This window comes from Providencia sp. 2024EL-00732 (assembly GCF_044006275.1).
Taxonomy (GTDB): domain Bacteria; phylum Pseudomonadota; class Gammaproteobacteria; order Enterobacterales; family Enterobacteriaceae; genus Providencia; species Providencia huashanensis.
Genome location: NZ_JBIPDG010000003.1, coordinates 188,586 through 215,358, shown reverse-complemented (window position 1 = coordinate 215,358; position 26,773 = coordinate 188,586). Strand labels below are relative to the sequence as shown.

25 protein-coding genes are annotated in these 26,773 nt (G+C 38.7%); 17 read left to right on the top strand and 8 right to left on the bottom strand.

Translation table 11 applies throughout. The annotated features are described in order from the left end of the window. Positions 1–4: 4 nt before the first annotated feature. Positions 5–1,639, bottom strand: a complete 1,635-nt coding sequence (locus ACHB7C_RS07735; RefSeq protein WP_395346989.1) for an FUSC family protein — start codon at positions 1,637–1,639, stop codon at positions 5–7. Between the two features lie 3 nt (positions 1,640–1,642). Then, positions 1,643–2,491: an HlyD family secretion protein gene (locus tag ACHB7C_RS07730; RefSeq protein ID WP_042845314.1), complete on the bottom strand. Its 849-nt coding sequence runs from the start codon at positions 2,489–2,491 to the stop codon at positions 1,643–1,645. A 1,530-nt stretch (positions 2,492–4,021) separates the two neighbouring features. On the opposite strand from ACHB7C_RS07730, the gene ACHB7C_RS07725 reads away from it, so the two are divergent. From ACHB7C_RS07725 to ACHB7C_RS07715, 3 genes are all read left to right on the top strand, one after another. Further along, entirely contained in the window at positions 4,022–4,459 is a 438-nt protein-coding gene (locus ACHB7C_RS07725; protein ID WP_048608041.1) for a hypothetical protein, read from the top strand. Between the two features lie 522 nt (positions 4,460–4,981). Further along, the gene (locus tag ACHB7C_RS07720; protein WP_198860847.1) at positions 4,982–5,665 is read left to right on the top strand and encodes a hypothetical protein; all 684 of its coding nucleotides are present in this window, start codon (positions 4,982–4,984) and stop codon (positions 5,663–5,665) included. A gap of 484 nt (positions 5,666–6,149) precedes the next feature. Next, positions 6,150–6,728: a cytochrome b/b6 domain-containing protein gene (locus ACHB7C_RS07715; RefSeq protein WP_129466254.1), complete on the top strand. Its 579-nt coding sequence runs from the start codon at positions 6,150–6,152 to the stop codon at positions 6,726–6,728. Between the two features lie 203 nt (positions 6,729–6,931). Here the strand turns inward: ACHB7C_RS07715 and ACHB7C_RS07710 are convergent, their stop codons facing one another. Further along, positions 6,932–7,420 carry an isochorismatase family protein gene (locus ACHB7C_RS07710; protein WP_048608039.1) on the bottom strand — a complete coding sequence of 163 codons (489 nt, stop codon included), beginning with the start codon at positions 7,418–7,420 and terminating at the stop codon, positions 6,932–6,934. Positions 7,421–7,661: 241 nt separating this feature from the next. Between ACHB7C_RS07710 and ACHB7C_RS07705 the strand changes: the two genes are divergently transcribed. The 5 genes from ACHB7C_RS07705 to arsC are packed head-to-tail and all read left to right on the top strand — an operon-like array spanning position 7,662 to position 11,954. Next, complete coding sequence (locus ACHB7C_RS07705) at positions 7,662–7,997, top strand: metalloregulator ArsR/SmtB family transcription factor (RefSeq protein ID WP_042845301.1); 336 nt, start codon at positions 7,662–7,664, stop codon at positions 7,995–7,997. 47 nt (positions 7,998–8,044) lie between these two features. Beyond that, positions 8,045–8,410, top strand: coding sequence for an arsenite efflux transporter metallochaperone ArsD (gene arsD, locus ACHB7C_RS07700; protein WP_071548315.1), 366 nt, complete (start codon positions 8,045–8,047; stop codon positions 8,408–8,410). Between the two features lie 13 nt (positions 8,411–8,423). After that, a complete protein-coding gene (gene arsA, locus ACHB7C_RS07695) occupies positions 8,424–10,175 on the top strand; it encodes an arsenical pump-driving ATPase (protein WP_210831642.1) in 1,752 nt (583 codons plus the stop codon). A 53-nt stretch (positions 10,176–10,228) separates the two neighbouring features. Next, positions 10,229–11,518 carry an arsenic transporter gene (locus ACHB7C_RS07690; protein WP_042845295.1) on the top strand — a complete coding sequence of 430 codons (1,290 nt, stop codon included), beginning with the start codon at positions 10,229–10,231 and terminating at the stop codon, positions 11,516–11,518. Between the two features lie 10 nt (positions 11,519–11,528). Further along, on the top strand, positions 11,529–11,954 hold the full coding sequence (arsC, locus tag ACHB7C_RS07685) for a glutaredoxin-dependent arsenate reductase (RefSeq protein WP_166685684.1): 426 nt from the start codon (positions 11,529–11,531) through the stop codon (positions 11,952–11,954). A gap of 218 nt (positions 11,955–12,172) precedes the next feature. Here the strand turns inward: arsC and ACHB7C_RS07680 are convergent, their stop codons facing one another. The 5 genes from ACHB7C_RS07680 to ACHB7C_RS07660 all read right to left on the bottom strand — a co-directional run bounded on the left by ACHB7C_RS07680 (position 12,173) and on the right by ACHB7C_RS07660 (position 18,154). Beyond that, positions 12,173–12,751 (bottom strand): DJ-1/PfpI family protein, encoded by a 579-nt coding sequence (locus ACHB7C_RS07680; protein WP_048608033.1) that lies wholly within the window; start codon positions 12,749–12,751, stop codon positions 12,173–12,175. A gap of 29 nt (positions 12,752–12,780) precedes the next feature. Beyond that, complete coding sequence (locus tag ACHB7C_RS07675; protein WP_042845292.1) at positions 12,781–13,635, bottom strand: tagatose bisphosphate family class II aldolase; 855 nt, start codon at positions 13,633–13,635, stop codon at positions 12,781–12,783. A gap of 111 nt (positions 13,636–13,746) precedes the next feature. Further along, complete coding sequence (locus ACHB7C_RS07670) at positions 13,747–15,222, bottom strand: DUF2264 domain-containing protein (protein WP_210831644.1); 1,476 nt, start codon at positions 15,220–15,222, stop codon at positions 13,747–13,749. A gap of 64 nt (positions 15,223–15,286) precedes the next feature. Beyond that, positions 15,287–16,894, bottom strand: coding sequence for a sulfatase-like hydrolase/transferase (locus ACHB7C_RS07665; protein WP_349483730.1), 1,608 nt, complete (start codon positions 16,892–16,894; stop codon positions 15,287–15,289). Between the two features lie 24 nt (positions 16,895–16,918). After that, positions 16,919–18,154 carry an anaerobic sulfatase maturase gene (locus ACHB7C_RS07660; RefSeq protein WP_042845289.1) on the bottom strand — a complete coding sequence of 412 codons (1,236 nt, stop codon included), beginning with the start codon at positions 18,152–18,154 and terminating at the stop codon, positions 16,919–16,921. 525 nt (positions 18,155–18,679) lie between these two features. Here ACHB7C_RS07660 and agaR point away from each other — a divergent pair. From agaR to kduI, 9 genes are read left to right on the top strand one after another with little or no spacing between them, the layout of a single operon-like run. Next, positions 18,680–19,456 (top strand): transcriptional repressor AgaR, encoded by a 777-nt coding sequence (gene agaR / locus ACHB7C_RS07655; protein WP_042845288.1) that lies wholly within the window; start codon positions 18,680–18,682, stop codon positions 19,454–19,456. A 52-nt stretch (positions 19,457–19,508) separates the two neighbouring features. Then, the gene (gene kbaZ / locus ACHB7C_RS07650; protein ID WP_129466363.1) at positions 19,509–20,792 is read left to right on the top strand and encodes a tagatose-bisphosphate aldolase subunit KbaZ; all 1,284 of its coding nucleotides are present in this window, start codon (positions 19,509–19,511) and stop codon (positions 20,790–20,792) included. Positions 20,793–20,800: 8 nt separating this feature from the next. Next, on the top strand, positions 20,801–21,985 hold the full coding sequence (locus ACHB7C_RS07645) for an SIS domain-containing protein (protein ID WP_042845283.1): 1,185 nt from the start codon (positions 20,801–20,803) through the stop codon (positions 21,983–21,985). A 32-nt stretch (positions 21,986–22,017) separates the two neighbouring features. Continuing rightward, positions 22,018–22,512 carry a PTS N-acetylgalactosamine transporter subunit IIB gene (gene agaV / locus ACHB7C_RS07640; protein ID WP_042845281.1) on the top strand — a complete coding sequence of 165 codons (495 nt, stop codon included), beginning with the start codon at positions 22,018–22,020 and terminating at the stop codon, positions 22,510–22,512. A 46-nt stretch (positions 22,513–22,558) separates the two neighbouring features. Further along, complete coding sequence (gene agaW / locus ACHB7C_RS07635) at positions 22,559–23,329, top strand: PTS N-acetylgalactosamine transporter subunit IIC (protein WP_042845280.1); 771 nt, start codon at positions 22,559–22,561, stop codon at positions 23,327–23,329. After that, positions 23,319–24,206 (top strand): PTS system mannose/fructose/sorbose family transporter subunit IID, encoded by an 888-nt coding sequence (locus ACHB7C_RS07630; RefSeq protein WP_042845278.1) that lies wholly within the window; start codon positions 23,319–23,321, stop codon positions 24,204–24,206. The genes agaW and ACHB7C_RS07630 overlap by 11 nt, the downstream gene beginning before the upstream one ends. A 51-nt stretch (positions 24,207–24,257) precedes the next feature. Then, positions 24,258–24,689, top strand: coding sequence for a PTS galactosamine/N-acetylgalactosamine transporter subunit IIA (agaF, locus tag ACHB7C_RS07625; protein WP_048608013.1), 432 nt, complete (start codon positions 24,258–24,260; stop codon positions 24,687–24,689). Further along, positions 24,686–25,858, top strand: coding sequence for an N-acetylglucosamine-6-phosphate deacetylase (nagA, locus tag ACHB7C_RS07620; protein ID WP_395346926.1), 1,173 nt, complete (start codon positions 24,686–24,688; stop codon positions 25,856–25,858). Before agaF ends, nagA begins: the two co-directional genes overlap by 4 nt. A 38-nt stretch (positions 25,859–25,896) precedes the next feature. Beyond that, on the top strand, positions 25,897–26,727 hold the full coding sequence (kduI, locus tag ACHB7C_RS07615; RefSeq protein WP_395346924.1) for a 5-dehydro-4-deoxy-D-glucuronate isomerase: 831 nt from the start codon (positions 25,897–25,899) through the stop codon (positions 26,725–26,727). The last annotated feature ends 46 nt before the right edge of the window (positions 26,728–26,773 follow it).

Here is a 26,773-nt window from a genome sequence, read left to right as displayed (position 1 = left end):
ATGGTTATAACAACAAGCCAATAACGTCTTTGGCATACTTTACATTAATATCAGAATAAAATTTTTCAGTACCATTAAGAGATTTCAATATATTATCTTTATCATCTTTTATTGATACTGCATTAATGATACTTACTATCAGCTTTCTTACCTGCTCAGATTCCGATAATTCATATAGGCTAATCAATGCAATTAACACGTAAAATTGGTTAATATTTTTATGTTCATATAATGAATTCACATTCATTAGTAAGGTATTACGGATTTTTATGAGAGCCAATTCATTTAACGGTATTGTATTTATCTTCTGTAAAATAAAATTAACTTTACGAGATTCTATTTGCTGTGTATTACTCAATGGGATGATATACAACATCAAGATCACTATAATGATAGAAAAAATAAGTGCTATGGCTGTATTAGCAAAAAAGACAAAATCAAAGCTCATTGGATTAGTAAAATTAATTAAAAATATTAATGAGATACACATAATATGTGAAATCAGAAATGCTAATTTACCGACTGTTTTCAGGACACCTAAAAGGATGAAAACAGGGGTCATAATCAAAGCTGCTTGCATAAAGCTTGATGCTTGTATTAAAAAGAAAAACTTCAATACATAGCTAAGTGCGATAACCAACAGAGCAACAATAAATACAATAAAAGAAAGCTTATTCGCATTGGGAATAGTAACCCCAAAAGTAAAAGAAATACTCACTAGCACAGGTAATATGTAGCCATATTCCCAACCAGTATTAAGCCAAAAAATGACACTAATCACTAGGCTTACAACTAACCTTAATGTATTTAAAAAAGCATCTATCCAATCAAAAAAAACATAAAACTGAGAGGTAGAGGGATTATCAACCTTGTTCTTCAAGCTTAATATTTGATTATATTTTTCATACTGTAAAAATGCTCGATCGACTAAACCAATAATAGATATAGTGACCAGCATAGGTAATTTTAATACCTTACTGTGTGCCTTTTTAAAAGATAAAAAATGACTTTCATATTTACTCACTTCATCATGGGCAATACTATCAGCAATGATAATAGATAGATTTTTCATCGTATTATCATAGTTTCCTTTGAACACACTTGATAACACATCTTTTCTATCCGTACTTATTTTACTTTTCAGTAGAGCTGTTTGTAGATTATTCGTTCTATTTGGCAAAGCATAACTAATAAATGTATAAATAATGATACCTATCATGACCTCCATTAGCCTTTCTTGAGACAAATTAAATATAGTCATAGGCAATGGATAAACTGAAGTACCAAAAGCAATAATTGCGGAAGTATACCCCGAAAGTGAAAACATATAAGGTATCATATAACGTGAGGTCAGCGCCATAAATAAACATACTGACAGCCAAATAATAATCAGGGCGGTAAACAGCCAGTGGTCACTGATACTAATATTAGCGATTAATGTTACTGCTATAACGCCAATAAAACTTCCAGCAAGCCGTGCCACCATTTTAGCCAAGCTTAATGATGGGTCTGGATAGCCAATGATTGCGACCGTCATCATTGACCAATAGGGCTTATCAAAACCAAAATATGAAGATATATACCAAGCCAATAAAATCGCTAGCATATATTTAACTGCGAATATCCAGTTTAGTTTCATCACTTAGTCTTCAATAAATACAGTGCAAGTCGTACCCGGTATAAGTGTAACTCCTTGAGTGCCATTTAATGATATTTTAATTGGTACTCTTTGCGCTAATCGAACCCACGGGTAGTTAGGCTGTATATTTTCAAGTAACAGACTCCCTGTCGTGGAATTGTTATCATCAATTGCTCTACCAATGCTTTGTACTTTGCCTTTTAATTCATGATTGTTGCTGTATAACTTTATACTTGCACTATCACCAACCACAACATTGGTCATTTTAGTTTCTTCTAAATAAGCAATCACATAGAAAGAGTCTTTATCAACGATCGCAAATAAAGGGGAACCTGCATTAATATAATTCCCTGAACGTAAATTCAAATTAGTAATAAAACCATTTACTGGTGAATGAATTTGTGTTCTTGATAGGTCAAGTTTAGCTTTTTCAATCTTCACTTTTGCTAATTCAATTTTCTTAGCTAAGCTTTCCTGGCGGGCTCTAGCATCATCTAGCTCTTCCTTAGATATTGCAACTTGACTTAATTTAGTCCGCCTTGCTAATTGGTTCTTTGCAAAATTGTATTGAACTACTAAATCATTAAGTTCTAATTCAGATTGACGTAGTTTAATTTCATAATCAGTAGGGTCAACGATGAGTAACAATTCACCTTGTTTGACCTCTTGGTTGTCAATGACCATCAATTGTTCAATTTTCCCTGAAACCTCAGCTGTCACTTGGTTGATTTCAGCGCGCACTCTACCATCACGAGTCCATGGACTTAATGCATAATGGTTCCATAATAAATATATAGACGAAATGATGATAAAAACAGATATAATAATTAATAAGTATTTCTTTATATTCATTATATTACCAACTATAAATTAATAATGAATGAACGGCCAAAACGCAGAAAAATAGTATGGAAATATCGAATAAACTCCCCGCATATTCATATTTGCACACTAAATTTGCGTAAACCACCCTAATCAATAACCAAAAAAAGAAACCTAAAAAAAATACCAAAGCAATACCGGGTATAAAAACCGTACCCCCTAGAATTAAATCTTTCATACGACTATCCCATTATAAAGAGATATTTGGCGACATTAACTATTGTAGGTAGTAAATTTACATCGCAGTATAATTTTTAAAATATAACAAACCCAAACAATTGCTTTAATTATATAAACTGTAAAATATTACGATTTTCTTATTTCTACTTTACTACATGATAGGAATAATGAATTTAGCCGATTATATTACCAATAAATACCGATGTAAAACTTGAAAGCACCAAAAGTTAACTTGTCAGAGTTAAATGCCAAAATTAATCATGATTGGTTATTGTGCAGATAAATAAATTTATCTTAATTATGTGCATTGTAACTAGTAATTTCATGCATTTTTATTAATTAAGTCTGTACTATTTTAATAACAAGACAACTAAATAGAACACGATATAATTTACTAAATAGATATTTACATTGGTGCAATTAATCAGAAATACAATTTAAATTGGTAATGATAATATATCCTATGGATAAGCTACCTCTTAATGTGGTGAAATTATTCAGTTTTATTACAACCATTTAATTGCTGACTTTGACGCAAATCCATTGAAAATAGTAACAACACTACACATGAAAGACGTTAAAATACTAAGCCACCCATCCGCAGATATGCCACTATTCTTATGGAGAATACGTATTGATAGGGTTGATGGGGTTCATTTAGGAAGAGCTCAGTAGCCATCAAAAACTAACCCGCTTATGAATTGCACCCAAAAAGTTGGACATATCATTCAACATATAGGGGGCTTTTTTATGGATATCTCATGGAGATAACCGACTATCCTGAATGGTTCTCGTAACCACAAAACGTGGATAAGAATAGAACGACTGACACAGCGTTCAGGATTGAGTAATCACAGTATGTGATCGTGAATATCACCAAGAAAAACCGTGCTTAAATCGCGAGAAAAAGAGTGAATTCGTAGTTGGTCTTGAAGGGGAATAGAGTATTGAAGCCTATTAATGGCTGTATTTATCCAATAATTGCCTACTATTAATTGTTGTTCTCAGTTTACTACCACAGAAAACTTCAGATTGAAATTAATTATCGCTCACAATATCAGATGTATAAAAATGATTAGGTCAATAGATTATTATGATACAAAAGTTTTAGTAAGAGATTGTAATTGGTAGAGCGAAAAAATAGCCATGCGATATCTTTCGTACCGTTTTGAACGGCGCAATATTTGGGGGTTAGGTTGTGTTTATTTCAATATCGGATGATTCTCATATGTCTAATAATTACTATAGTTAGTATAAGATACACTTGAATTTCATATCTACATGAAATAATTAATAATTATTAATTTTGAGCTATCTTCGATGAATAAAAAATTCAATTTAAGTATAATTTTAGTTTCACTGATCATATTAAGTGGTTGTACTCAGAAACATAGAGATACCATATCAGATATAACTTATGCATTAACGGGTGTCCCTGGTGCAAAGCACAAAAACAATGGAAATAACACCACTGCAATGAAATCAAAAGCACAATTAGAAAGAGAAAAAGAGGAGTATGAATTCAAAAATCGCCGCCAAAGTTGGATTGGTAAATCTATAGATGACCTAATAATGCAAAGGGGCAGCCCTTTTGGGGTTCATAAGAGACAGGATGGGGGATCTCAGTATACCTTTAAGAAAACCCAAAACAGTTCTAATGACCCGTACCTTAATAACCCTCGCTTATGCGTAGATAACTTTATTACCGATAAAAATGGATTAATTAAAGACTGGTCATCTTCTAACTGCCTTTATTAAACATAGCTAATATAGTTTCTCCTAATCCTTTTTTGTTAGAAGGGCGAGTTAGTTAGCTAAAACCGCCCCTCTACCTGTTTTATAATTAAATAAGCTTACCTACAATATCCTTATCCCATACTTTACCGCCTTTAGCTTGATAGCTAAGCCCATGAATTCGTACAGCGATAATGTGCCCGTTATCTATGCCTTATGATAGTACTAAATTGATCACTGAAACGACGACAGACTCATTATAGGTATAAGGTGGGATAACTTCTTACCAGTAATTTTTAAAACCTGTAATGGTAATAATGACTCAAATGGAAAGAATCAGAGCTATTCAGGATGCTGAAAAAGTCAAGCCACCTCTAAATTAACGCGTTGTAGCGGGTGACCTGCCAGAAAGGAAGAAAGTTACAGGTTACTATGAGTGATTTAGTGGTTATCCGCTAACAGGAGCGCAGAGAATTGCTTGTTAGAACTTGTTTATAAATGTAACCTTTGATGTCCACATATGTTTTTTTCCACGGGTCTTATTAAATGAAAAATTTGTTAGTTTCTGTTAGTTGTATTCTTTCATTATCTGGGTGTGCAGTGACCGAATATAATTACACGCCAGATTCACATAAAATAAGTGAGCCGAAAGTAGGTAGTGTTAATCGTGCCATCATAGGTCAAAGTTTAGTTAGGGAAGGTGATATAAGCGAGCTGAAAGCGATTAAGGTATTGAACCCAATACAAATAGACCTGGCTTATAAAATTATTCCTGGTGTGTTCAAAAAAGTTGGTTCAAGTGACAAAGGTGATTTCTATATGCCAGCTCAAACCATTGACTCCGGTTCTGTTGTCGTTGAGACTCTTGGTCAGCCATGGAGTTCAATTTTAATAAAGAAAGGAGCCAATGCTAATGAAATTTGTATTGTAACTGACTTAAATGTTGCTGTTTGTAGTGATAAAGCCCAAATTGAATATCTTGAGTTAAATAACCCTGATGGTAATTCATTTGAGCAGGCTTTGATTTTTAATGGGATAAATAATCAAATAGTAGATATTAGCTACAGAAAAATAGGCTCAAACATTGAAAATCAAGGATTTGGAAACAACCTTCAATATAACCTTAAAAAAAGCAATGTTATTTCTTATGGGAATGTAAAACTAAAAATTATAAATAGTTCTAATGATTCATTGACGTATGAAGTTATAAGTAATTTCTCGGGTAATTAAAACTATCGGAAATGGATGGTTTTTCCAAAATATAGCGTTAAACATATAAAGTCATTCTTTGTTTAACGCTACTATCGTAACTTTGAAATATCAAAGCTAATAGTTCCCGCGCATAAAAATCTTGTAATAATTTAAATCGTAAACTGTTTATAGTTTTACTATAAAAAATAGTTATGGTGAAAATATATTTCAATCAAATTTCAATAAGATAAGGTGTTTTTTTTGTTGAGCGAATGACACCTTTCTCTGTAATTTATTATCTTCTGAAATTTTAGTAAAAAGTCTGTAAACCCTTGTCTAATTGAATCACCCTTATAATGATAAATATAATTATCACAAAAAGAGAGTCATAATTGAACAGTAGATGTATGTTATTTTTCATATACAATATTCTGCAGTCAAGGTTTGGCAGTACGAGGTAGTCGAGTTATAAACTAATAAATTTTGTGTAAATGAAATATTATAAAAAGAAAGGTGAGATACTGTGAGCATATTTAAATCGATTTGGGATTTTTTTGGCCTGTATCAGACTAAAAAAATAAGAATTTTACATTTATTAATTTTAGTTTTAGTGATATCGCAAATCATTGTTAGTAATTGGATGACAGGAACAAAGTCAGTCGTTCCTCCTTTTTTTGATATGGCTTATTTATTCACTTGGATTCATATTATTTCTGGTTTTGTGCTCTTTTTTTTAACGTTCTTTTTAGTCGTATCTTGTTTTAATCAACGCGGTTTTAAATATTTTTATCCCTATCTCTGGGGGGATTTTAAACAAATCAAAGAAGATATAAATTCTCTTTTAGCTAAAAAGCTACCAGATAGCTCTCCTAAAGGACTTGCTGCAACAGTTCAAGGGTTGGGGTTGGGGGCTTTATCAATTGTTATTTTGTCAGGTATAACATGGTTTATTTTATGGCTACAGCAGTCTCCATTTGCTTTAGAGGCTAGGAGTATTCATAAGTCACTCACTATTTTAATTGAGATTTATATTTATGGTCATGGTGGTTTAGGGGTTATCCATTTTATAATTTGGAAAAAAAATAATAAAATGGGTGGTTAGTTTTGCTCCTATGTATTTAATGATTTTTTATGAATCTCTAAATACTAATAAAAACAAACAATTCCATTTTAAATGAAGTTGGTGAGGGTTATTTTTATTCCCTATGATATTTAATAAAGTTAAATAAATCATAGGCATAGGTTATTACTTTTGATACTTTTGCTAGCAATAATATCTATAGAAAAAATAACCCAATTACCGCTTTAAATCACATTTGTTATTCTCGATAAGCCTTTTAGTGCAACAGCATGAATCACGGGTGAAACACTTGTACAGCAATTCCCTAATACTGTTATTTTATATTTCTTTGCTTGTTCAGCAATCGTGGTAAATAGTACGCAGTTTTGAGTCATCATTCCGCATAATTCAATATGTTCTATATTATGCGTTATAAGCAAATCATCAAGGTGCGTTTCATCAAATGAGTTGCCATGTCTTTTAGTTACAACGAAATGATCTTGGGACAGGTTAGTCAGTTGAGATATAAGTTCACAACCTTTTGTTGTTTCGTCAAAAAAGGCCGAGCCTAGAGGTGATAGATGTTGTATAAAAATAATGGCACAGTCATTTTTTTTGAATTCTAAAATTTTATCAGATATACGCATTAAGGTCGTTTCAATATCCCATAAAGGAAACCGCCCATCAGTAAGATAGTCATTTTGTGCATCTATAACGATTAATGCCTTTTTCATAATATCTCGTTAATTTAGGTTAGATTAGAGTTGAGTGTGAAATAAAGTAAAAAGAATTACAACAACTTTTAGTATTAACTCTCAATGATGCTAATCATATTCTGTATGAAATATTGCCATAGCGTGGTGGCTCATCGCCTGAAGGGGGGATTAGGATAACCTATAGTTAAAAAACACATATGCTTTGACGTATGTGTTTGGCGTGTATATATTATACATAGTAGAGAGTAAAGGAGCATGTATGGAACCATTACAACTGTTTAAAATTTTAGGCGATCAAACAAGGCTAAATATCGTGTTGCTTTTAAAAGCATCAGGTGAATTGTGTGTTTGTGATATCTATACCGCATTAAATTTATCACAGCCCAAGACATCTCGTCACTTAGCGATGCTTAGAGAATACGGTCTTTTGCTTGATTCTAAACAGGGTAAATGGGTTCACTATCGCTTATCTCCAACATTACTTCCATGGGTAAAAAATATCATTGATGTCACCTATGCAACCGAGAAAAATAGAATCGCAGATTTGCTCAAGAGCCTAGAGACAAAAGTGTCAGTGGGTCATTGTTCGGCATAAAATTTTTTAAATTAACATATTCGAAAAAACATATATAAGGTTGAGATATGAAAAGATTAGAAGTATTTGACCCAGCGCTATGCTGTAGCACTGGTGTTTGTGGAACAGAAGTCGACCAAGTATTAGTAGACTTCGCAACAGATGTAGATTGGTTAAAAAAACAAGGGGCGAATGTAAAGCGTTTTAACTTAGCACAAGAACCTATAGCGTTTGTTGACAATACAAAAGTGAAAACATTTTTGGAAACCGCGGGGGCGGAATCACTCCCTCTATTTATTCTTGATGGTGAGATTGTGTTGACTGGTCGATATCCTAAACGCCATGAGCTTGCTAGATGGTTTGGAATTCGTATGAATATTGAGAAGGTTGAGGTCATTAAGCCGTGCTGTGGTAACGATAAAACATGTTGTTAACGAGGGATATACAATGAAATTTTTAGATAACGCACCTAACTATTTATTTTTTACAGGAAAAGGTGGGGTCGGTAAAACCTCGATTTCATGCGCAACAGCAATTAAATTGGCAGAGGAAGGAAAAAAAGTTTTATTGGTAAGTACTGACCCGGCTTCTAATGTGGGGCAAGTATTTTCTCAATCAATTGGAAACCACATTAAGCCAATAACATTAGTGCCAAACCTATTTGCGATTGAAATAGACCCGCAAGCCGCTGCCGAAGAATATCGAAATAAAATTATTAATCCCATCAAAGAAAGTTTACCTGAAGCGGTAATTCAAAGTATTACGGAGCAGCTATCAGGTGCCTGTACAACAGAGATTGCTGCTTTCGATGAATTTACTGGGTTGTTGACTAATACAGAAATTACCCGTCAGTTTGACCATATTATTTTCGATACTGCACCAACGGGGCATACCATTCGTTTACTACAACTCCCGAGTGCATGGAGTGATTTTATCAGCGATAACCCTGACGGAGCGACATGTTTAGGGCCAATGTCTGGCCTTGAAAAACAGCGCGAGCAGTACAGCATGGCAGTGGAAGCGCTGAGTGATAACTCGCTAACAAGGTTACTATTAGTTGCACGTCCTCAGTCAGCTGCGTTAAGAGAAGTTGCGAGAACCTACAATGAGTTATCTTCTCTGGGGATTAAAAATCAGCAATTGATCGTTAATGGTGTTTTCCCCGAAACGGCGATAACTGACAATGATAAGTTATCCCATGCGCTCTACTCTCGTGAACAAGCCGCATTAGCGTCTATGCCTGAAGCACTACGCTCGTTACCTGTCGATATTCTTTATTTACAAAATATCAATATGGTTGGAGTCGATGCACTGAAGCAGTTGTTATCTAATGACATGCCACAAGTTCCAACTACTACCCCGATAAAACAACCTATTTCTTTACCTACTTTGTCAGAACTGGTTGGCGAAATATCTCAACAACAGCATGGGTTGATTATGTTAATGGGAAAAGGCGGTGTAGGGAAAACAACGATTGCAGCATCAATAGCGGTGAAACTGGCAGAAAAAGGGTTAGATGTTCATCTGACCACATCCGACCCTGCTGCTCATATTGAGTCAACACTCGATGGTGTTTTACCCAACCTTCAAGTTAGTCGAATTGACCCTATCGCCGAAACTGAACGTTATCGTAGTTATGTTTTAGAAACAAAAGGGAAAGATTTAGATGCAGAGGGGCGGGCATTACTAGAGGAAGATTTGCGCTCCCCATGTACTGAAGAAATTGCGGTATTTCAGGCCTTTTCTCGCATTATTAGGGATGCTGGAAAACGTTTTGTTGTGATGGATACAGCTCCAACAGGGCATACATTATTACTCCTTGATGCAACTGGGGCATACCATAAAGAAATTGCTAAGAAAATGGGAGGGAAGGGCCACTTCTTAACCCCTATGATGCAATTGCAAGATCCTGAAAGGACAAAAGTGATTATTACGACACTTGCTGAAACAACACCTGTGCTTGAGGCGGAAAACTTACAAAATGATTTAATACGTGCAGATATACATCCGTGGGCATGGGTGATTAATAATAGCCTATCTATCACAGAAACAACCTCACCATTGTTACTTTCAAGGGCTGAGCAGGAGGTTTCTCAGATTGAAAAGGTGGCATCAACATTGGCAAAGCGTGTTGCTATTGTCCCTTTACTTGAGACAGAGCCTGTGGGGATATCCGCATTAAGTCAGCTCGCAGGATAAGTTCTACTTTTGGAAAAAGGTGCATAGAAAAGCACCTTTTAAACGAGGTTGTTATGTTTATTGCCGCATTAATTTTTATTTTGACCATTACGTTCGTTATTTGGCAACCCAAAGGGCTAGGTATTGGCTGGAGTGCAACGGCAGGGGCGGTATTAGCCCTTATTTTTGGGGTGATTAGTTTTCAAGATATTCCCGTTGTTTGGAATATTGTGTGGAATGCCACCGCGACATTTGTTGCCGTGATTATTATCAGTTTGCTGTTAGATGAAAGTGGCTTTTTTGAATGGGCGGCATTACATGTTGCCAAGTGGGGTGGTGGCCAAGGAAAACTATTATTTAGCTATATTGTGTTACTCGGTGCGACTGTTGCGGCTTTATTTGCCAATGATGGTGCGGCATTGATATTAACGCCGATTGTGATTGCAATGTTACTTGCACTTGGCTTTAACAAAGGCACGACATTAGCATTTGTTATGGCTGCTGGTTTTATTGCAGATACAGCGAGCCTGCCACTTATTGTTTCTAACCTCGTTAATATTGTTTCAGCTGACTTTTTTAATATTGGTTTTACTGAGTATGCGTCAATTATGGTGCCGGTGGATATTGCTGCGATTATTGCGACACTGGTGATGTTACATTGGTTTTTCCGTAAAGATATTCCTAAACAATATGATGTCACTAAACTGAGTGAACCAGCTTTAGCTATCAAGGACATGACGACGTTTAAAGCAGGCTGGTTTGTGCTAGCGCTATTACTCATCGGTTTTTTTGTCTTAGAACCATTAGGTATTCCTGTTAGTGTGATTGCTGCGATTGGTGCTTTAATTTTATGGGGAATTGCAGCTAGAGGTCATACGATTAATACCAAAAAAGTGTTGCGTGGTGCGCCGTGGCAAATTGTTATTTTCTCGTTAGGTATGTACTTGGTCGTGTATGGTTTAAGAAATGCAGGGTTAACGGATTACCTCTCTGAAACGCTTGATTACCTTGCCGATAAAGGGTTATGGGTAGCAACACTAGGAACAGGGTTTATCACTGCGTTTTTATCATCCATCATGAATAACATGCCAACAGTATTAATCGGCGCTCTTTCCATTGAAGGTAGCCAAGCAACGGGAGTTATTCAACAGGCGATGGTGTATGCCAATGTCATTGGTGCTGATTTAGGCCCGAAAATTACCCCTATAGGGAGTCTAGCAACATTGCTGTGGCTGCATGTGTTATCACAAAAAAATATGACCATTACATGGGGATATTATTTTAAAACGGGGATCATTATGACTATTCCTGTACTCACCGTCACATTGATTGCTTTAGTGCTAAGGCTTTCACTGCTAAATTAAGGGCAACTCCATGAATGAAATTACAATTTACCATAACCCAGATTGTGGTACTTCACGCAACACTCTAGCGATGATCCGCAATAGTGGCATTGAACCGACGATTATTTATTATTTAGAAACGCCACCCACTAAAAATGTATTAGTTCAACTGATTATAGATATGAACATTACGGTAAGAGAGCTATTACGCAAAAATGTGGAACCGTATGAGCAACTAAGCTTAGAAAAAACGATTTATACCGATGACCAATTAATTGATTTTATGTTGCAGTACCCAATATTGATTAATAGGCCGATTGTGGTAACGCCATTAGGTGTGAAATTATGCAGGCCATCTGAGGTGGTATTAGGCATATTGCCAAATCCGCAGCAAAAGGTGTTTATCAAAGAAGATGGTGAGGTTATCGTTGATAAACTGGGGAACAGACTAAAGTAGGTAACTATTTAGTGGTTTTATTATGTTTTCTTTTACGTGAATGCGTCTGAAATAATGAGAAAAATAAGCTCTATTTCAATGAAATGGGCGATAAAACCCCCTGCGATTACCAGTGAAAACGGTTTTTTTATATTGCTCGGTCTTAAAAAGCACTAAAGGCTGAAGGCCGCCTTTAGTGCGAGTTGAGGTTACAGCGCACTATCCCGTTAATTAAGGGATTACAAATAAGGCAATGGCCAGTGCTTAAAGTAGATATGCTTTGCTTGCCAATCTACTTTCTCAGTATTGTCTGCAAGTAAATAGCGAGCGACAGTAAATGCAAATTCAAAGCTGACACCTAGCCCTTTTGCACTAATAAATTTACCATCCACAACAACGTCTTGATCAACGTAGTGCCCATCATTATATTTTTCAGCAAGTTTATCACCAGTACTATAATGTCTACCTTCAAGTAACTGATGAGCTGCGAGTACTTTGGCACCAGAGGAACATAGGGCACAAATATATTTATCTTCAGAAATATGACGGCGAAGAAACTCAATAACTTGTGGTGAGCTACTAAGGCGATCGGTGCCTTTTGGGCCGCCAGGCATCATTACTGCGTCATAACTGTGAGATAGTTTTTCTGTTAACAAGTAGTCAGCACTAATTTTAGTTTCAAAATAAGTATTTAGTGTCAGGGTATTCATACATGAAAGAACATCAACATGAATATCTAATCGACGCATAATATCAATGAAAACGACGGCTTCACCTTCTTCGAAGCCATCTGCGAGTAATACAGCAACTTGTTTCATGTCATTCCTTTATTATTTATTTCAATGAATTATAACTTTCCATCACTTTTACAAACGCGAATTTTATCCATGACAACCGATTTCATTGCAGCTTTGCCTGGAACTAAATAGTGACGAGGGTCAGTAGCATCTGGGTTTTCAAGAAAGTAGTGTTTGATGGCATCGGAAAAGGCTATTTTCAGTTCAGTTGCCACATTTACCTTACAAATACCTAGATCAATACAATGGCGTACATCTGCATCGGGTATCCCTGATGCACCATGTAATACTAGTGGTATTTCTGTTTTTTGACGGATTGCTTGTAAACGGTCAAAATCTAAGTGCGGCTCGCTTTTATACATACCATGAGCTGTACCAATTGCGACCGCAAGTGAGTCAATACCAGTGCGTTGAATAAATTTTACGGCAGACTCTGGGTCTGTAAATAAAGCATCTGCAGCATCAACGACCAAATCATCTTCTTGGCCCCCTAAGCGTCCAAGTTCCGCTTCTACGGTACAATCCCATTGGTGACAGTAATCAACAACTTGTTTAACAATTTGAATATTTTCTTCGAAAGGAAAGTGGGATGCATCTATCATTGCGGAACGCACTCCTGAGACCACCTTTTGGAAAATATCAGGAATATCTTCATGATGGTCTAGGTGTAATGCGACAGGAATATGATAGCGTTCAGCCGCTTGCTGGCAGATAGCAATAAGATAATCACTCCCCGCATAGGCAAAGGTACTTGGTGTTCCTGCGAGGATCACTGGAGACCCCATTTCTGCGGCAGTTTCCATCACAACTTGAATAGTCTCGAGATTGTGGATGTTGAATGCAGGCACAGCATAGCCACCTTGTTGGGCTTTATTTAACATACTACGGGTCGATACGAGAAACATAGTTGCCTCTTCTTTCATTTAATTTCGATTTATAATAATCGAAAGATAAAGAAAGGTAAAAGATCTAAATCACATTTTATTTGTTTCACACCGAAAGGTAATGAAAGAAAACTAAAAAAAATGACTCATTTTAGAACTATAAGTTGTCACACCTTTACGTAATAGGTTGTTTTTAGGACGTTTTGATTGACCTATAATTGTTTCAATTACCTTTTGAGTGAGAGGTTGTTTATCTAAGCGGCGACTTAAAGGAGACTGCTGTTGAGTATACTCCTGCCGAAATATCACCGTAACTTCCTGCGTATCTTTAACTCCTATTACCGAAGCATGAATCGATGGAATTTCGAAACGAAAATCGGCCTTTTCGATTGGAAGTTCGCTGGTGGGAGTTTGCCAAAGCTGAAGCCGTTCACCACAATATAAAGCGATGACCACAGACCGTAATGACCAGAAACTGCTTGCAGGTCCGCTGTAATTATCGACAAGACGAGAGTCTTGCGCGAATAAGCCTTGCGTTGGTGCTCCCGCTTTTAATGCACCATTACTAATAAAGTAGCGAAGTGTGCTTTCTAAGGCATGTTTGGCTTGACCGATACTGACGGAATCACAACCTAAATCAACACCTGCGATTAATGGAGTTGACACCGCTAAACGGTAACATGCACTGCGCCCAAAAAATGGAATACCTTTGGTTGTAATAAATGGTAGATAGCTGCGATTAAACTGATTAAGGGATTGCTTTATAAATTCATGATCGAAGCCTGGAATAATTTGGTTTAGCCAGTAAAGCCCATAGTAAAAACCCCAAGCATTGTAATAATCAAAATTCCCTTTTGCACCATCACGGAACCAACCGTCGCCAGCATAAAATTGTTTAATTCTGTTATAACGCCAATGGGTAATATGGTCAGTTCCCGTCAATGCTTTGATAACAAATTGGACGGTGAGTGGGAATAAATGCCAGTTATTATCAACGATTTCGCAGTGATTAACTTGTTCGAACCACGTGATAATTTGGTGTTGTAAGCTAATATCAAGCTGATCCCATACCCATTTACGACTGAGCCAAAGGGTGAGAGCTAAGTCTGCAGATTCACATATTTTTTGGTCGTAGTTTTCAAGCTTCCCCCAATAGCCTTTATGGGAAGGGTTTGTCCCATTCACAAATGCGCTTTTAATCATCTCTGCAATATTAAATGGTTGTTGGTTTAGCCCTTTGATTATCGGTTGCTGATGATGAACTAACCATGCTGCAAGCAGGGGTAATACTCGGCTAACACCTTCCATAGCATCTGTCTTGACGGTTTGTTGTCCGGGGCTTCCGGGGTAATAAGCATAGGTATAATCCCAAACTTGATAATGATGAAAAGCCTCCGTGACATAGCGAGTGAGTGTTTCGCAAAGAAATAATAATGGCTTTTGATTATCGCGAAAGGTATCGGCAATAAGTTGGTCATGGTGGTGGTAAGCCCGTTTTCGGATACATCTTCTAATAATATTTTCTTTAAACAGTCGTTGATAGATGGCTATATTAGGGTGTTCATAGGGGAGTTTTGGACGTTCAGTAGGAATAATAGGTGTAGTCATATTTATTCTCGATTGTTAGAAAAAGCGAGCTTCCATGCTCACTTAATTGGCCAAAGATCCGATTCTATCGTGCAGAATCAACAAGTATTTGGTAACGGTCTTGTCCCCATACAACAGGTTTTGGTTTGTCTTTAACCCAATGATAATAAGCAGATTTTAGCTGTTTAACTTTTTCTGGATACTGACGTGCTAAATCAATTGATTCAGCAGGGTCTTGTTTATCATTGAATAGCTTAGGTTGGTTTGAGCCATCGTCATAAAAATACAGAGCCCATTCGCCATCACGGATCGCCCATGAGCCTTTTGATAGTTTTTCTAGGTTAGGGTTATTAGGGATTTCTTTACGTTGGTATGTTATCCATTCATGGTAACCGTGCCAGAATGCCTGATTTTCTTCGCTGTAGTGTTTAGTCCCTGGGCCTGTCCAATAAAGGTATTGATGTGGAGATTTATCGTCTTTGCCTGTTAGTACGGGCATAATATCTTTCCCTTCTACTTTCAGGGTATCTGGGATAGTTATTCCTGCACTTTTCAGCGCCGTCGGCAGGATATCGATAGCTGAAACCATGATGTCACTCTGTTTACCTGCTGGGATATGGCCCGGCCAATAAGCAACAAAAGGGACACGCACTCCGCCATTAAACATTTGGCCTTTGAAGCCTTTATCCATTGCGTTCATTGGCATTGGGGATTCATGAACAGCCCCGTTATCTGAAATAAAGAAAATTAACGTATTTTGTAATTCTCCATTTTCTTTCAACGTGGCAATTATTTTTCCGATCCCTTCATCTGCGGCATTCAGAGCGGCAAAATACTTATCAGCTTCAACATTACCTGTATTAAATTTATCCATATATTTGGCAGGTGAAGCCTCCTCAAGTGGGATATGAGGCACGCTATACGACAAATTAATAAAGAAAGGCTTATCTTTATGACTGTCTATGAATTTGACAGTTTCATCCGTCAATAAATGAGTCAGGTAGCCAGAAGCAGGGACATTTTCCCCATTACGCCAAATCGCTGGTGAATTCCACAACGCTGCGCCAGAGGCATAATAACTGTAGGCATAATCAAAACCCCTTTCATGGGGGGCAAACCCAGGTTCTGGTGTTGATATCATGTTGTCATGATAATCACGAGTTTGTTTATCTTCAGCTATCTTGGGCTTTTTGATCACTTTCGCATTATGCCACTTCCCAATGCTGGCAGTTGCATAACCATCGGCTTGGAATAAAGCGGGTAATAATTTTATGTCCTCTGGAATGCCTAACATAGCATCATCATTACTATAGGTACCGAAGCTTGCAGGGGAGCGACCAGTAAAAATCCCTGCTCTAGACGGCCCACAAACTGGGTGAGCAACAAAGGCGTTAGTCATTTTAATTCCGCCGGCTGCCATTTCAGTGACATTTGGCATCGCAATTTTCGCGGCTTCGACCATTTTATTTATGTCGCCATCATAACGTTGGGCGGTAGGGCGTTTTGCTAGCTCGTTAACATCAAGATTGTCTAACACAAAATCAAGCTGACCAGTCCCTAAATCATCCATAACAATAAGTAAAACATTGGGTTTTTCAGGGGTCTCTCCAGCAGTTGCAGCTAAGGGAAAACTTAAGCAACTAGTGGCTATAAGGCCAGCAAGTAGGCTTTTTTTTACAGTAGGTAAGATCACAAAAGTCTCTCCAGAAAGGTTAATTTATTGAAAATAAGCTTTTTTTAAGGCAGGGAGTGCATCGCTAGCCAATCCCCCGCGGGAAATAGCTTGCTGCATTAACTGCATGCCTAGTGCGGTATGATGAAATATTTTTTTATAAGAACGGCACAAGTAATTGTGGCGATATTTTTCTCCATCAATTGCCACAATTCGGTGTTTAGGGCAGCCACCGTAGCATAAGCTTTGGACTTCACAACGTTGGCAAATACTGGTGAGTTTGTCGTATTTATTTTGACCAAAGCGTGTCTGTTGCTTAGAAGAAACTAAACGAGCTAAGGTGTTTTCTTGGACGCTACCTAAGCGGTTTGCAGGGTAAACGTAGTGGTCACAGGAGTAAACATCACCATTAGATTCAATGATTAATGCTTGTCCACAGGTTTTGGATTGAATACAAGTGGACGCAGGATAACCCATCCATGTACCAAGTAAGCTATCGAACAAACGGATGTATACTTTTCCTACATCACCTTGGCGTATCCATTCGTCGAAAATATCAGCCATAAATTGTCCGTATCCTTCACTTGAAACTGAGAAAGACGCCATAACAGCATTCGGACCGGGCGCATAGTGCCCCCCTTGCATATGTGGAAAACGTCGGTCTACTTCAACAATTGGAATAAATTGAAAGAATGTCGAGCCGATATCTTTTAGTGCTTGATACGTTTCTTTTCCTTTACGCCAATTCTGATCGTTCACGACGGTAAGTGTATTAAATTGAACACCATATTCGTTGAGTAACTGAATTGATTTTTTAACGCGTTCGAAGGTTGGGTTACCATTGACTGAAATACGATATTTATCATGCACCGCTTCAAGTCCATCAATAGAAACCCCGAGTAAAAACTGGTGATCGGCAAAAAATTGTGCCCATTGACGGTTTATTGCAATTGCATTGGTTTGGACACTATTTGTGATCGTTTTTCCTTGTGCGTATTGTTTTTGATACTTCACAACACGCTCAAAAAACGCTAACCCAGCGAGTGTAGGTTCTCCGCCTTGCCATGAAAAATCAATTTGGTCACTCGCGTTAGACTGAATATAGTCTTTAATGTAACGACGTAATACATTGTCAGGCATCACGTCATGATGGTTATCTGCTACTTCTTCGTTAAATACATTCTCTTTTTCGAGATAAAAACAGTATTCACACTTGATATTACAGCGATAGCTAGTGGGTTTCGCCATCATATGAAAGTTAGTTGGTTGGTTAGAAGCCATTTTTTTATCCGAAAGAAGTCAGGTTATTTTTATAGCATTACGCAATTTTCGTAAAATCAAAAGAGATTGAAATCACAAAAATGGAAAATGAAAGATTTTGAAAGGTGGGGGAGGGGAATAAATGGGGGATTCACGATAAAGTATTTTGTCGTTAAAATTCCAAAATATACTTTTTAATTAAACGGAACCCGACATCTTTCGAATAGAAAAAGTTTTTTCAGCACGTTTTGCTAATTTTAGAGTCATTTCATTACTAAAATTTCACGAATCTGGGCTTAGAGACGACAGTCTGACGATTAGATTAATTAAAATACACTGATTAACACTTTATATATTGGATAGTTTCTCATTCGAAGCTATGATATTTCAATTATGAAAATATCCGTAAGCAAATAGTGAACAAATCGAAACTTTGTGAAAGAGATCAAAAGTTTTGTTTTTTTACGTTGTCGGTAATTTTTGGCGTAGTAAACTAATTTCGAAATCAAATGAAAGTCTTTTGTTTGGTTTCGTAAGGAGACGAAAGTGAAAGCGGCAGTTGAGCGGCGTATGGAAATACTCGACATGGTTAACCAACATGGTAAAGCCAGAGTTGAGGATCTAGCCGAAATTTTTAAAGTTTCAAGTGTCACCATTCGCAGCGATTTAAGTTTTCTTGAAAAAAATGGTTATGTTATTCGCTCTCATGGCGCTGCAATACCGAATACAGGGTTTATTGCAGAACTGAGTATCCACGAAAAACGTGGGCAAAATGCGGGAACAAAAACGTTAATAGGGAAAGCTGCCGCCACGCTAATTAAGGATGGGGATACCGTTATTTTAGACTCGGGGACAACTACGCGTGAAATCGCGACACATTTAAAATCGCGTGAAAACGTAGTGGTCATGACTAACGGTTTAGATGTTGCAATGGAGTTGGCGAATACCGCAGGCGTTGATGTATTAATGACAGGCGGTGCATTGCGAAAGAATGCTTTATCGTTTTCTGGCTCTCAAGCAGAAAGCAGCCTAAGAAATTACCGATTTGATAAGGTTTTTCTTGGGGTTGACGGATTCGATTTACGTGTTGGTATCACGACACACAATGAACAAGAGGCGAGCCTCAACCGTTTAATGTGTGATATCTCAGAGACTATTATTGCAGTTGCTGATTCTACGAAATTCGGTAAACGCAGCTGTCATATGATCCGTGAGTTTGGTGATATTGATATTTTGGTAACAGACTCTGGTATTCCTGATGAATATGTCCAAGAGTTAAAGGACCATAAAATCGAAGTCATTATCGTCGATAAAGATTTATAGCTGACTAACTCCATTAACAGCACTGCCGGTGTTGATTGTGGAGTTAGTATTAATGCATCCTTTAGAAAAAATTGTTCAGCAAAATAAGTTAGGTCAACAGAACGGTATTTATTCTGTTTGTTCTGCTCATCCTTTTGTTATTGAAGCATCATTGCAGCAAGCGTTGGACAATAATTCCTTTCTTCTTATTGAAGCCACTTCTAATCAGGTTGATCAATTCGGTGGTTATACCGGTATGACACCTGCTGATTTTTATCATTATGTTACTGAAAAAGCAGAGAAAGTTGGCTTTCCTCTCAATCAGCTAATTCTTGGTGGTGACCATTTAGGCCCTAACCGTTGGCAAGACCTCCCTGCTGCAGATGCCATGGATAATGCCGATGTTTTAATCGCAGCTTATGTTGCCGCTGGATTTAAAAAAATTCATTTAGATTGCAGCATGTCTTGCGCTGATGACCCTGTTCCTTTAACCGATGAAATTGTTGCTGAGCGGGCGGCTCGCCTTGCGGTTATCGCAGAAAAAACAGCTAAACAACAATTCGGTCGTAGCGATATTGTGTATGTCATTGGTACTGAAGTTCCTGTTCCCGGCGGAGCCACAGAAGCTCTAGAGGGGGTAGAGGTCACTTCCCCTGATGCCGCTCGCAAAACCTTAGAGTGTCATGCGAAAGCATTCGAAAAAGCAGGTGTGGGGGATTGTTGGCAACGGGTTATCGGATTGGTCGTTCAACCTGGAGTGGAATTTGATCATACCGGTGTGATTGATTATCAACCCGAAAAAGCACAGGCATTGAGTAAAGTAGTTGATGATTATTCACATCTGGTTTTCGAAGCTCACTCAACTGATTACCAAACAGAAGATGCTTATAAACAATTGGTTCGTGACCATTTTGCTATTTTGAAAGTAGGCCCCGCATTGACGTTTGCAATGCGCGAAGCGCTGTATTCATTGTGCGAAATTGAGAATGAAATGTTTCCTGCCAAGCAATGTTCTCATTTAAAAGAAAAAATGGAGCGCTTGATGTGTAGCGAGCCGCATTTCTGGCAGAAGTATTATCATGGCGATATTCACCAACAAGCATTTGCTCGGGTATATAGCTTCAGCGACCGCATTCGTTACTATTGGCCGGATAAAGAAATTAGCGATGCAATAGATAAGCTAATGAATAATTTATCTGCTAAACCAATCCCATTACCTTTACTTAGCCAATATCTGCCACATCAATTTAAACAATTGAGAGAAGGTCTGATTGATGGCTCACCTAAGTCGTTTGTTTTCGCAAAAATTCGCGATGTGTTATCGGTGTACGCCGATGCGTGTAAATTCAGTCACTGAGGTTTGACATGGAATATTTAAGTTATCAACCGGCTGAACTAGAACAACTTAATGCGTTCTGGACAGCAAAAGAAATTGAGCAGCAACCTGAATGTTGGCAAAAAACGGCGTTATCAGTGAAAGCATTACGTACTGAAATTGATGCGTTTTTAGCTAAAGTTTTATCAGCACCAGATGCTCGTATTATTATGACTGGAGCAGGCACTTCTGCATTTGCCGGACGTGCACTGGCCCCTATATTAACTGGGCATCTTAAGCGTCGTGTTGATGCAATAGCAACAACAGATTTGGTTTCTGACCCGAAAGAGTATTTAGCTGAAGATGTGCCGACCTTGTTAGTTTCTTTTGCTCGCTCTGGAAATAGCCCTGAAAGTGTTGCAGCTCTTGATGTCGCTGAAAAGTGTTTATCTCAATGTTACCACTTAGTGCTGACTTGCAATTCACAGGGGCAATTATTCCAATATTGCCAAAATAACCCTAATGCATTGGCTCTTTTGATGCCAGAAGAGTCGAATGACCGCTCTTTAGCCATGACATCAAGTTTTTCATCTATGATGATGGCCGCACTATCCATTTTCTTAGATGATACTTTCTTTAATAAACAAATCTTACCATTTTTCACTCAATATCATGAGAATTATCAGCAGTTTAACCGAATAATTCGTGAGAGCTATGCAGGTAAATTCAAACGTGTGATTTATTTAGGTAGTGGGGGGCTTCAGGGGCTTGCACAGGAAGCGGCTTTGAAAATGTTAGAGCTTACCGCAGGTAAAGTGGTGGCTAGTTTTGATACCCCATTAGGATTTCGTCATGGCCCTAAATCAATCGTTAACAAAGACACGCTAGTCGTTTTATTTCTTTCGAATGACCCGTATACCAGACAGTATGAAACTGACTTATTACGAGAGGTAATTCACGATAATGCATCATCCAAGGTGATCGGGATCACTGCGTCCTCTGAAGATATTTTTTTGAAAGATAATTTCATTTATATTTCAAAACTGGAGCATTGTTCTGACGCAGCGTTACTTTTTCCTTATCTAATGTTAGCGCAAGCATTTGCTTTTCATAGCTCTATTGCACTGGGGAATACACCGGATAACCCTTCTCCAACAGGAGAAATTAACCGGGTTGTTCAAGGTGTTACTATTTACCCGTTCTCATATCAAAAAGATGGCGAATCGCTATCTTGAGATAAACACAACAAATAATAAGAGAGCAAGTTATGCACACACCAAATATTGTCTGGACCCGAATCGATGAACGTTTATTACATGGGCAAATTCGTATTACATGGGGTAAACACACGGAAGCAAATTTAATTCTTGTTGCGAATGATGACGCTGCTGATGGACCCAATTCTGCTTTTATGCAAGCTGGCATGAAAGCATCAGCAGGTGGAGAATATGCGGTCCGCTTTTTCTCTATTCAAAAAACCATTGATGTGATTAGTAAAGCATCTCCTCGCCAGAAAATTTTTGTACTTTGCAATAACCCAACTGACGTTGCTCGTTTAGTTGAAGGTGGTGTTCCTATAACGCACTGTAATGTTGGCAATATGCATTTCCATGAAGGGAAAAGACAGATTGCGAAGACGGTGTCTGTTGATGAACGTGATTTGGAGGCATTTCGCCGTTTGGTGGATAAAGGCGTCACCTGTACCGTGCAAAATACACCTGACCAATCTCCAGTGGATGTGTTAGCGCTTGCAACGGCTTAAGGCTGCTTGAGGCATAACTTAAAACAACTGTGTTTAAGGAATTATTATGATTTATGAAGCTTCTCTTGTGGCTTTATGGGCCTTCTTTTGCGGTATAGATAAGTATGATGTTGCGCTAAACATTCACAGGCCACTCATTACAGGCCCTGTTGTTGGGTTGATTATGGGTGATATGCAAGTCGGTTTGATTGCAGGCGCTACGCTGGAACTTGCATGGTTAGGGTTAGTTCCTAATGCAGGGGCTCAGCCACCAGATGTCACATTAGGGACTATAGCGGCCGTTGCTTTTGCCATCATGACTAATCAATCACCTGCAGTTGCGATGGGGATTGGGATGCCTATCGCAGTGCTAATGCAAATGATCATTATCGGTTTCTTCGCCATGACTGCATTTACTATGGGTAAAGCAGACCGTTATGCAGAAAAAGCCGATGCATCGGGTATTTCTCGACTGTTGATAGCCACTATTACTGTTCGTTCATTACTGTATTCCATTGTTGCATTCGTCACGGTTTATTTTGGTGAACATGCTGCGGAATGGATAGATCAAAACACGCCAAAAGTATTGCTAGAAGGTTTAGGTATTGGCGCGAAAATGGTACCAGCAATTGGCTTTGCTATGTTGCTAAAAATCATGTGGTCAAAAGAAGTGGCGGGCGTGTTCTTCGTTGGATTTGTTATGACAACTTACTTGAAGCTTCCCATCATGGCGGTAGCAATACTTGGCGCATCCGCAGCAGCACTGTATTACTTCTTCAGCGGTAACAGTAACAACAATAACTCACAGAAAAATGAGGATTTTGAAGATGGTATCTGATAACAAAGCAATCGAACAAACGAAAAACCTCCCTGTTGAGTCCTATGTTGATGGTGTTGATGAGTATCAGGATACAACGGTTCGTAAGGTAATAACGAAAGGCGATCTTTGGAAATGTGCGTTTCGTGGTTTATTTATGGAAGGTAATTTTAACTTCGAACGCATGCAAGGTGGTGGATTTGCTTTTTCAATTATCCCTGCTTTGCGCAAAATCCATGGAAACAACAAGCGGGACTATGCGACATCACTAAAAAACCATCTGCAATTTTTCAATGCGAGTCCAAAGTTGTTTACGTTTTTGCTCGGCACAGCGGTTGCTATGGAGGAAAACAAAGAGAAGCCTTCAACGGTCAACGTGATGAAAGTTGCAGGTATGGGGCCTACAGGTGGGATTGGTGATGCTATCGACCACATGACATTAATGCCATTGACGTTAGCATTAGGCGCTTCTATTGCAATGGAAGGGTCTATTGCAGGGCCGTTTGTCTTTTTCTTTCTCTATCAAATAATCCACTTCTTTGTGTATTTCGGTTTGATGTTTATGGGCTATCGCGCAGGTACAGCTGCGATGGTCAATATGAGTGATGCGACTGAAAAATTAGCGAAAGCCGCCAACATTATGGGGATTTTTGTTATCGGTGCGTTATCCGCTACTTTCATAAAGGTGCAAACAACGGCCTCGATTGAATTAGGTGGCAAGGTTGTTGAGCTGCAAAGTGCATTATTCGACAAAATTATGCCGAATTTACTACCGCTAGGCTTGGTTTTCCTGATGTTCAAAATGGTCAAGGGCACAGGCTTTTGGGCTAAACCTCCTGTACTTATTTTTTCAATGTTGGCATTCGGTGTGATTGGTCACGTATTGGGTGTTCTGTAAGTAAGTTAGATATTTGCGGGCAAATAGGTTTGCCCGCTTAGGAGTATACGAATGATTGGTTTGATTATTTCGGGTCACCTCAATTTTGCAAGTGGTATGGCATCGGCAGTAAAAGCTATCGCAGGTGAACAGGAGAATATGGTGTTTATTGATTTCATTGAATCAATATCGCCCGATGAATTAGAGCAGCAAATGCGTGCCGCTATTCAATCGATGTCTTGTGAGCAAGTTGTTTTCCTCACCGACCTTCCGGGTGGCACTCCATGTAATCGTGCCATGGCAATTATGATGGAAAACCCCTCTGTTGAAGTCTTAGCTGGCGTCAACCTTCCTATGATAGTTAATGCTGCATTTGAACGTGAAGATACCACCGCCAGTGAGTTACTGTCGGTTCTGAGAGAGATTGGTATGACAAGTATCCAAGACCTCCGTGAGCAGCTTGCTATGTCGTCTGAACCTGAAAATGAAGAAGATGGTTTATGAACCAGCAATATGCAATTTTAGCGGATAGGACGTTCACTCCAGAGGGCATCCGTTACCAGCAGTATGTGGTGATAAATGATGGCATTGTACAGGAAGTTACGAATATCGCGCCTGAAAACTGCCCGATTATCCATCTTAAAGACCGCAGTTTGCTACCCGGATTCGTCGATATTCATATTCATGGACGAGCCGGCTGTGATGTGATGGATGCAAGTCAATCTGCTTTGCAAACCATCTCAGATGAATTAGTCCAAACGGGAGTTGTGGCATGGGTCGGTACGACGGTCACAGCCCCAATGGATGATATCCAGCAAGCGTTAACCAGCATCCGAGACTTTACCTCCAAACCACAAACATCCGGAGCACAACTGCTAGGAAGCTTCCTTGAAGGCCCTTATTTCACAGAAAGGCATCGTGGGTCGCATCCAGTGAAATACCTTAAAGCGCCTACAGTTGCTGAGCTTGATGAGCTTTATCGATGTGCAGAAGGTTCTTTATTGCGTGTTGCTATAGCCCCTGAAGCCGAAGGCGCCACTTCAGCTATTGATTGGCTTGTTGAACATAAAATTAAAACCAGTGTTGCACATACTGCGGCGGATTATGAGCAGACTAGCCAAGCTTTTGCGCGTGGCGCAGATTGTGGCGTGCATCTTTATAACGGGATGACGGGGTTACATCACCGTGAACCTGGCTGCTGTGGTGCCGTGTTATATCACAATGTACTCGCTGAATTGATAGCCGATGGTATTCATGTCCACCCTGTCATGATGGAACTGGCTTATCGCCTAAAAGGTTACCAACAGATTGCATTGATTACTGATTGCATGCGGGCAGGGGGGCTTCCTGATGGTGACTACGCCCTTGGCGCACAAATGGTCAAAGTCACGAATGGCCAAGCTCGAGCTGTCGATGGTTCTTTAGCGGGGAGTACATGTAGCTTGGATAGTGCATTGCGCAATATGGTGCGCTTAGCTCACATACCTGAATGGGAAGCCGTTCAGATGGCAACCGCAATACCGGCTGAATATCTCGGTATTAGCGAGCAATTTGGTTATATCCGTAAAGGTGCTCAAGCCAATTTTGCTGTTGTTGATAACAATTTTTATTTAACAGACACATTCATCAGAGGTGAACACGTTCACTCTGTATTCGGGAAAGCCGATCACTAAGATGGTTAACCCATCAGTAAATTTATGAGGTATTTATAATGGAAATTCGTCAACCAATTCACAGTGAGCATGCTAAAACGCTCGATACCGAAGGGTTACGTCAACAGTTTCTGATTGAAGATCTGTTCCGTGAAGGGGAAATGAATCTCACTTATAGCCATATCGACCGTATTATTGTCGGTGGTATTGTTCCAACAAGTGCGCCATTAGCGTTAATGGTGGGGAAAGCCTTAGGTGTTGATTTTTTTCTAGAAAGGCGTGAATTAGGCGCAATCAATATTGGTGGGGCAGGTAAAGTTATTATCGATGGCGATGTGTTTGAGATAGCCCCGCGTGAAGCCATTTATATTGGTATGGGGACTCGAACAGTTGAGTTTATGAGTATTGATGCGAAAGAACCTGCTCGTTTTTATATCAATTGTGCACCGGCTCACCATGCTTATCCAAGCCGTAAAATTACGATTGACCAAGCATCGCCTGAGAAACTGGGTAATGCTGAAAACTGCAATGTCCGTACTATTTATAAATTTTTGCACCCGTCAATCCTACCAACATGTCAGTTATCAATGGGGATGACGGTATTAGAGCCGGGAAGTTTGTGGAATACCATGCCATGTCATACCCATGAGCGCCGTATGGAAGTTTATCTGTATTTCGATATGAAAGAAGATAATGTGGTTTTCCACTATATGGGTGAACCAACAGAAACTCGCCATATTGTGGTCCGCAACGAACAAGCGGTGATTAGCCCTAGCTGGTCGATTCACTCCGGTGTAGGTACCGCGGCTTATACCTTTATCTGGGGCATGGTTGGGGAAAATCAAGTTTTCCATGATATGGACCATGTCGCAATGAAAGATCTGAAATAGTTACTCCTTTCACTCTTTTTTTTTTCTTATACAGTAAAACGATGTG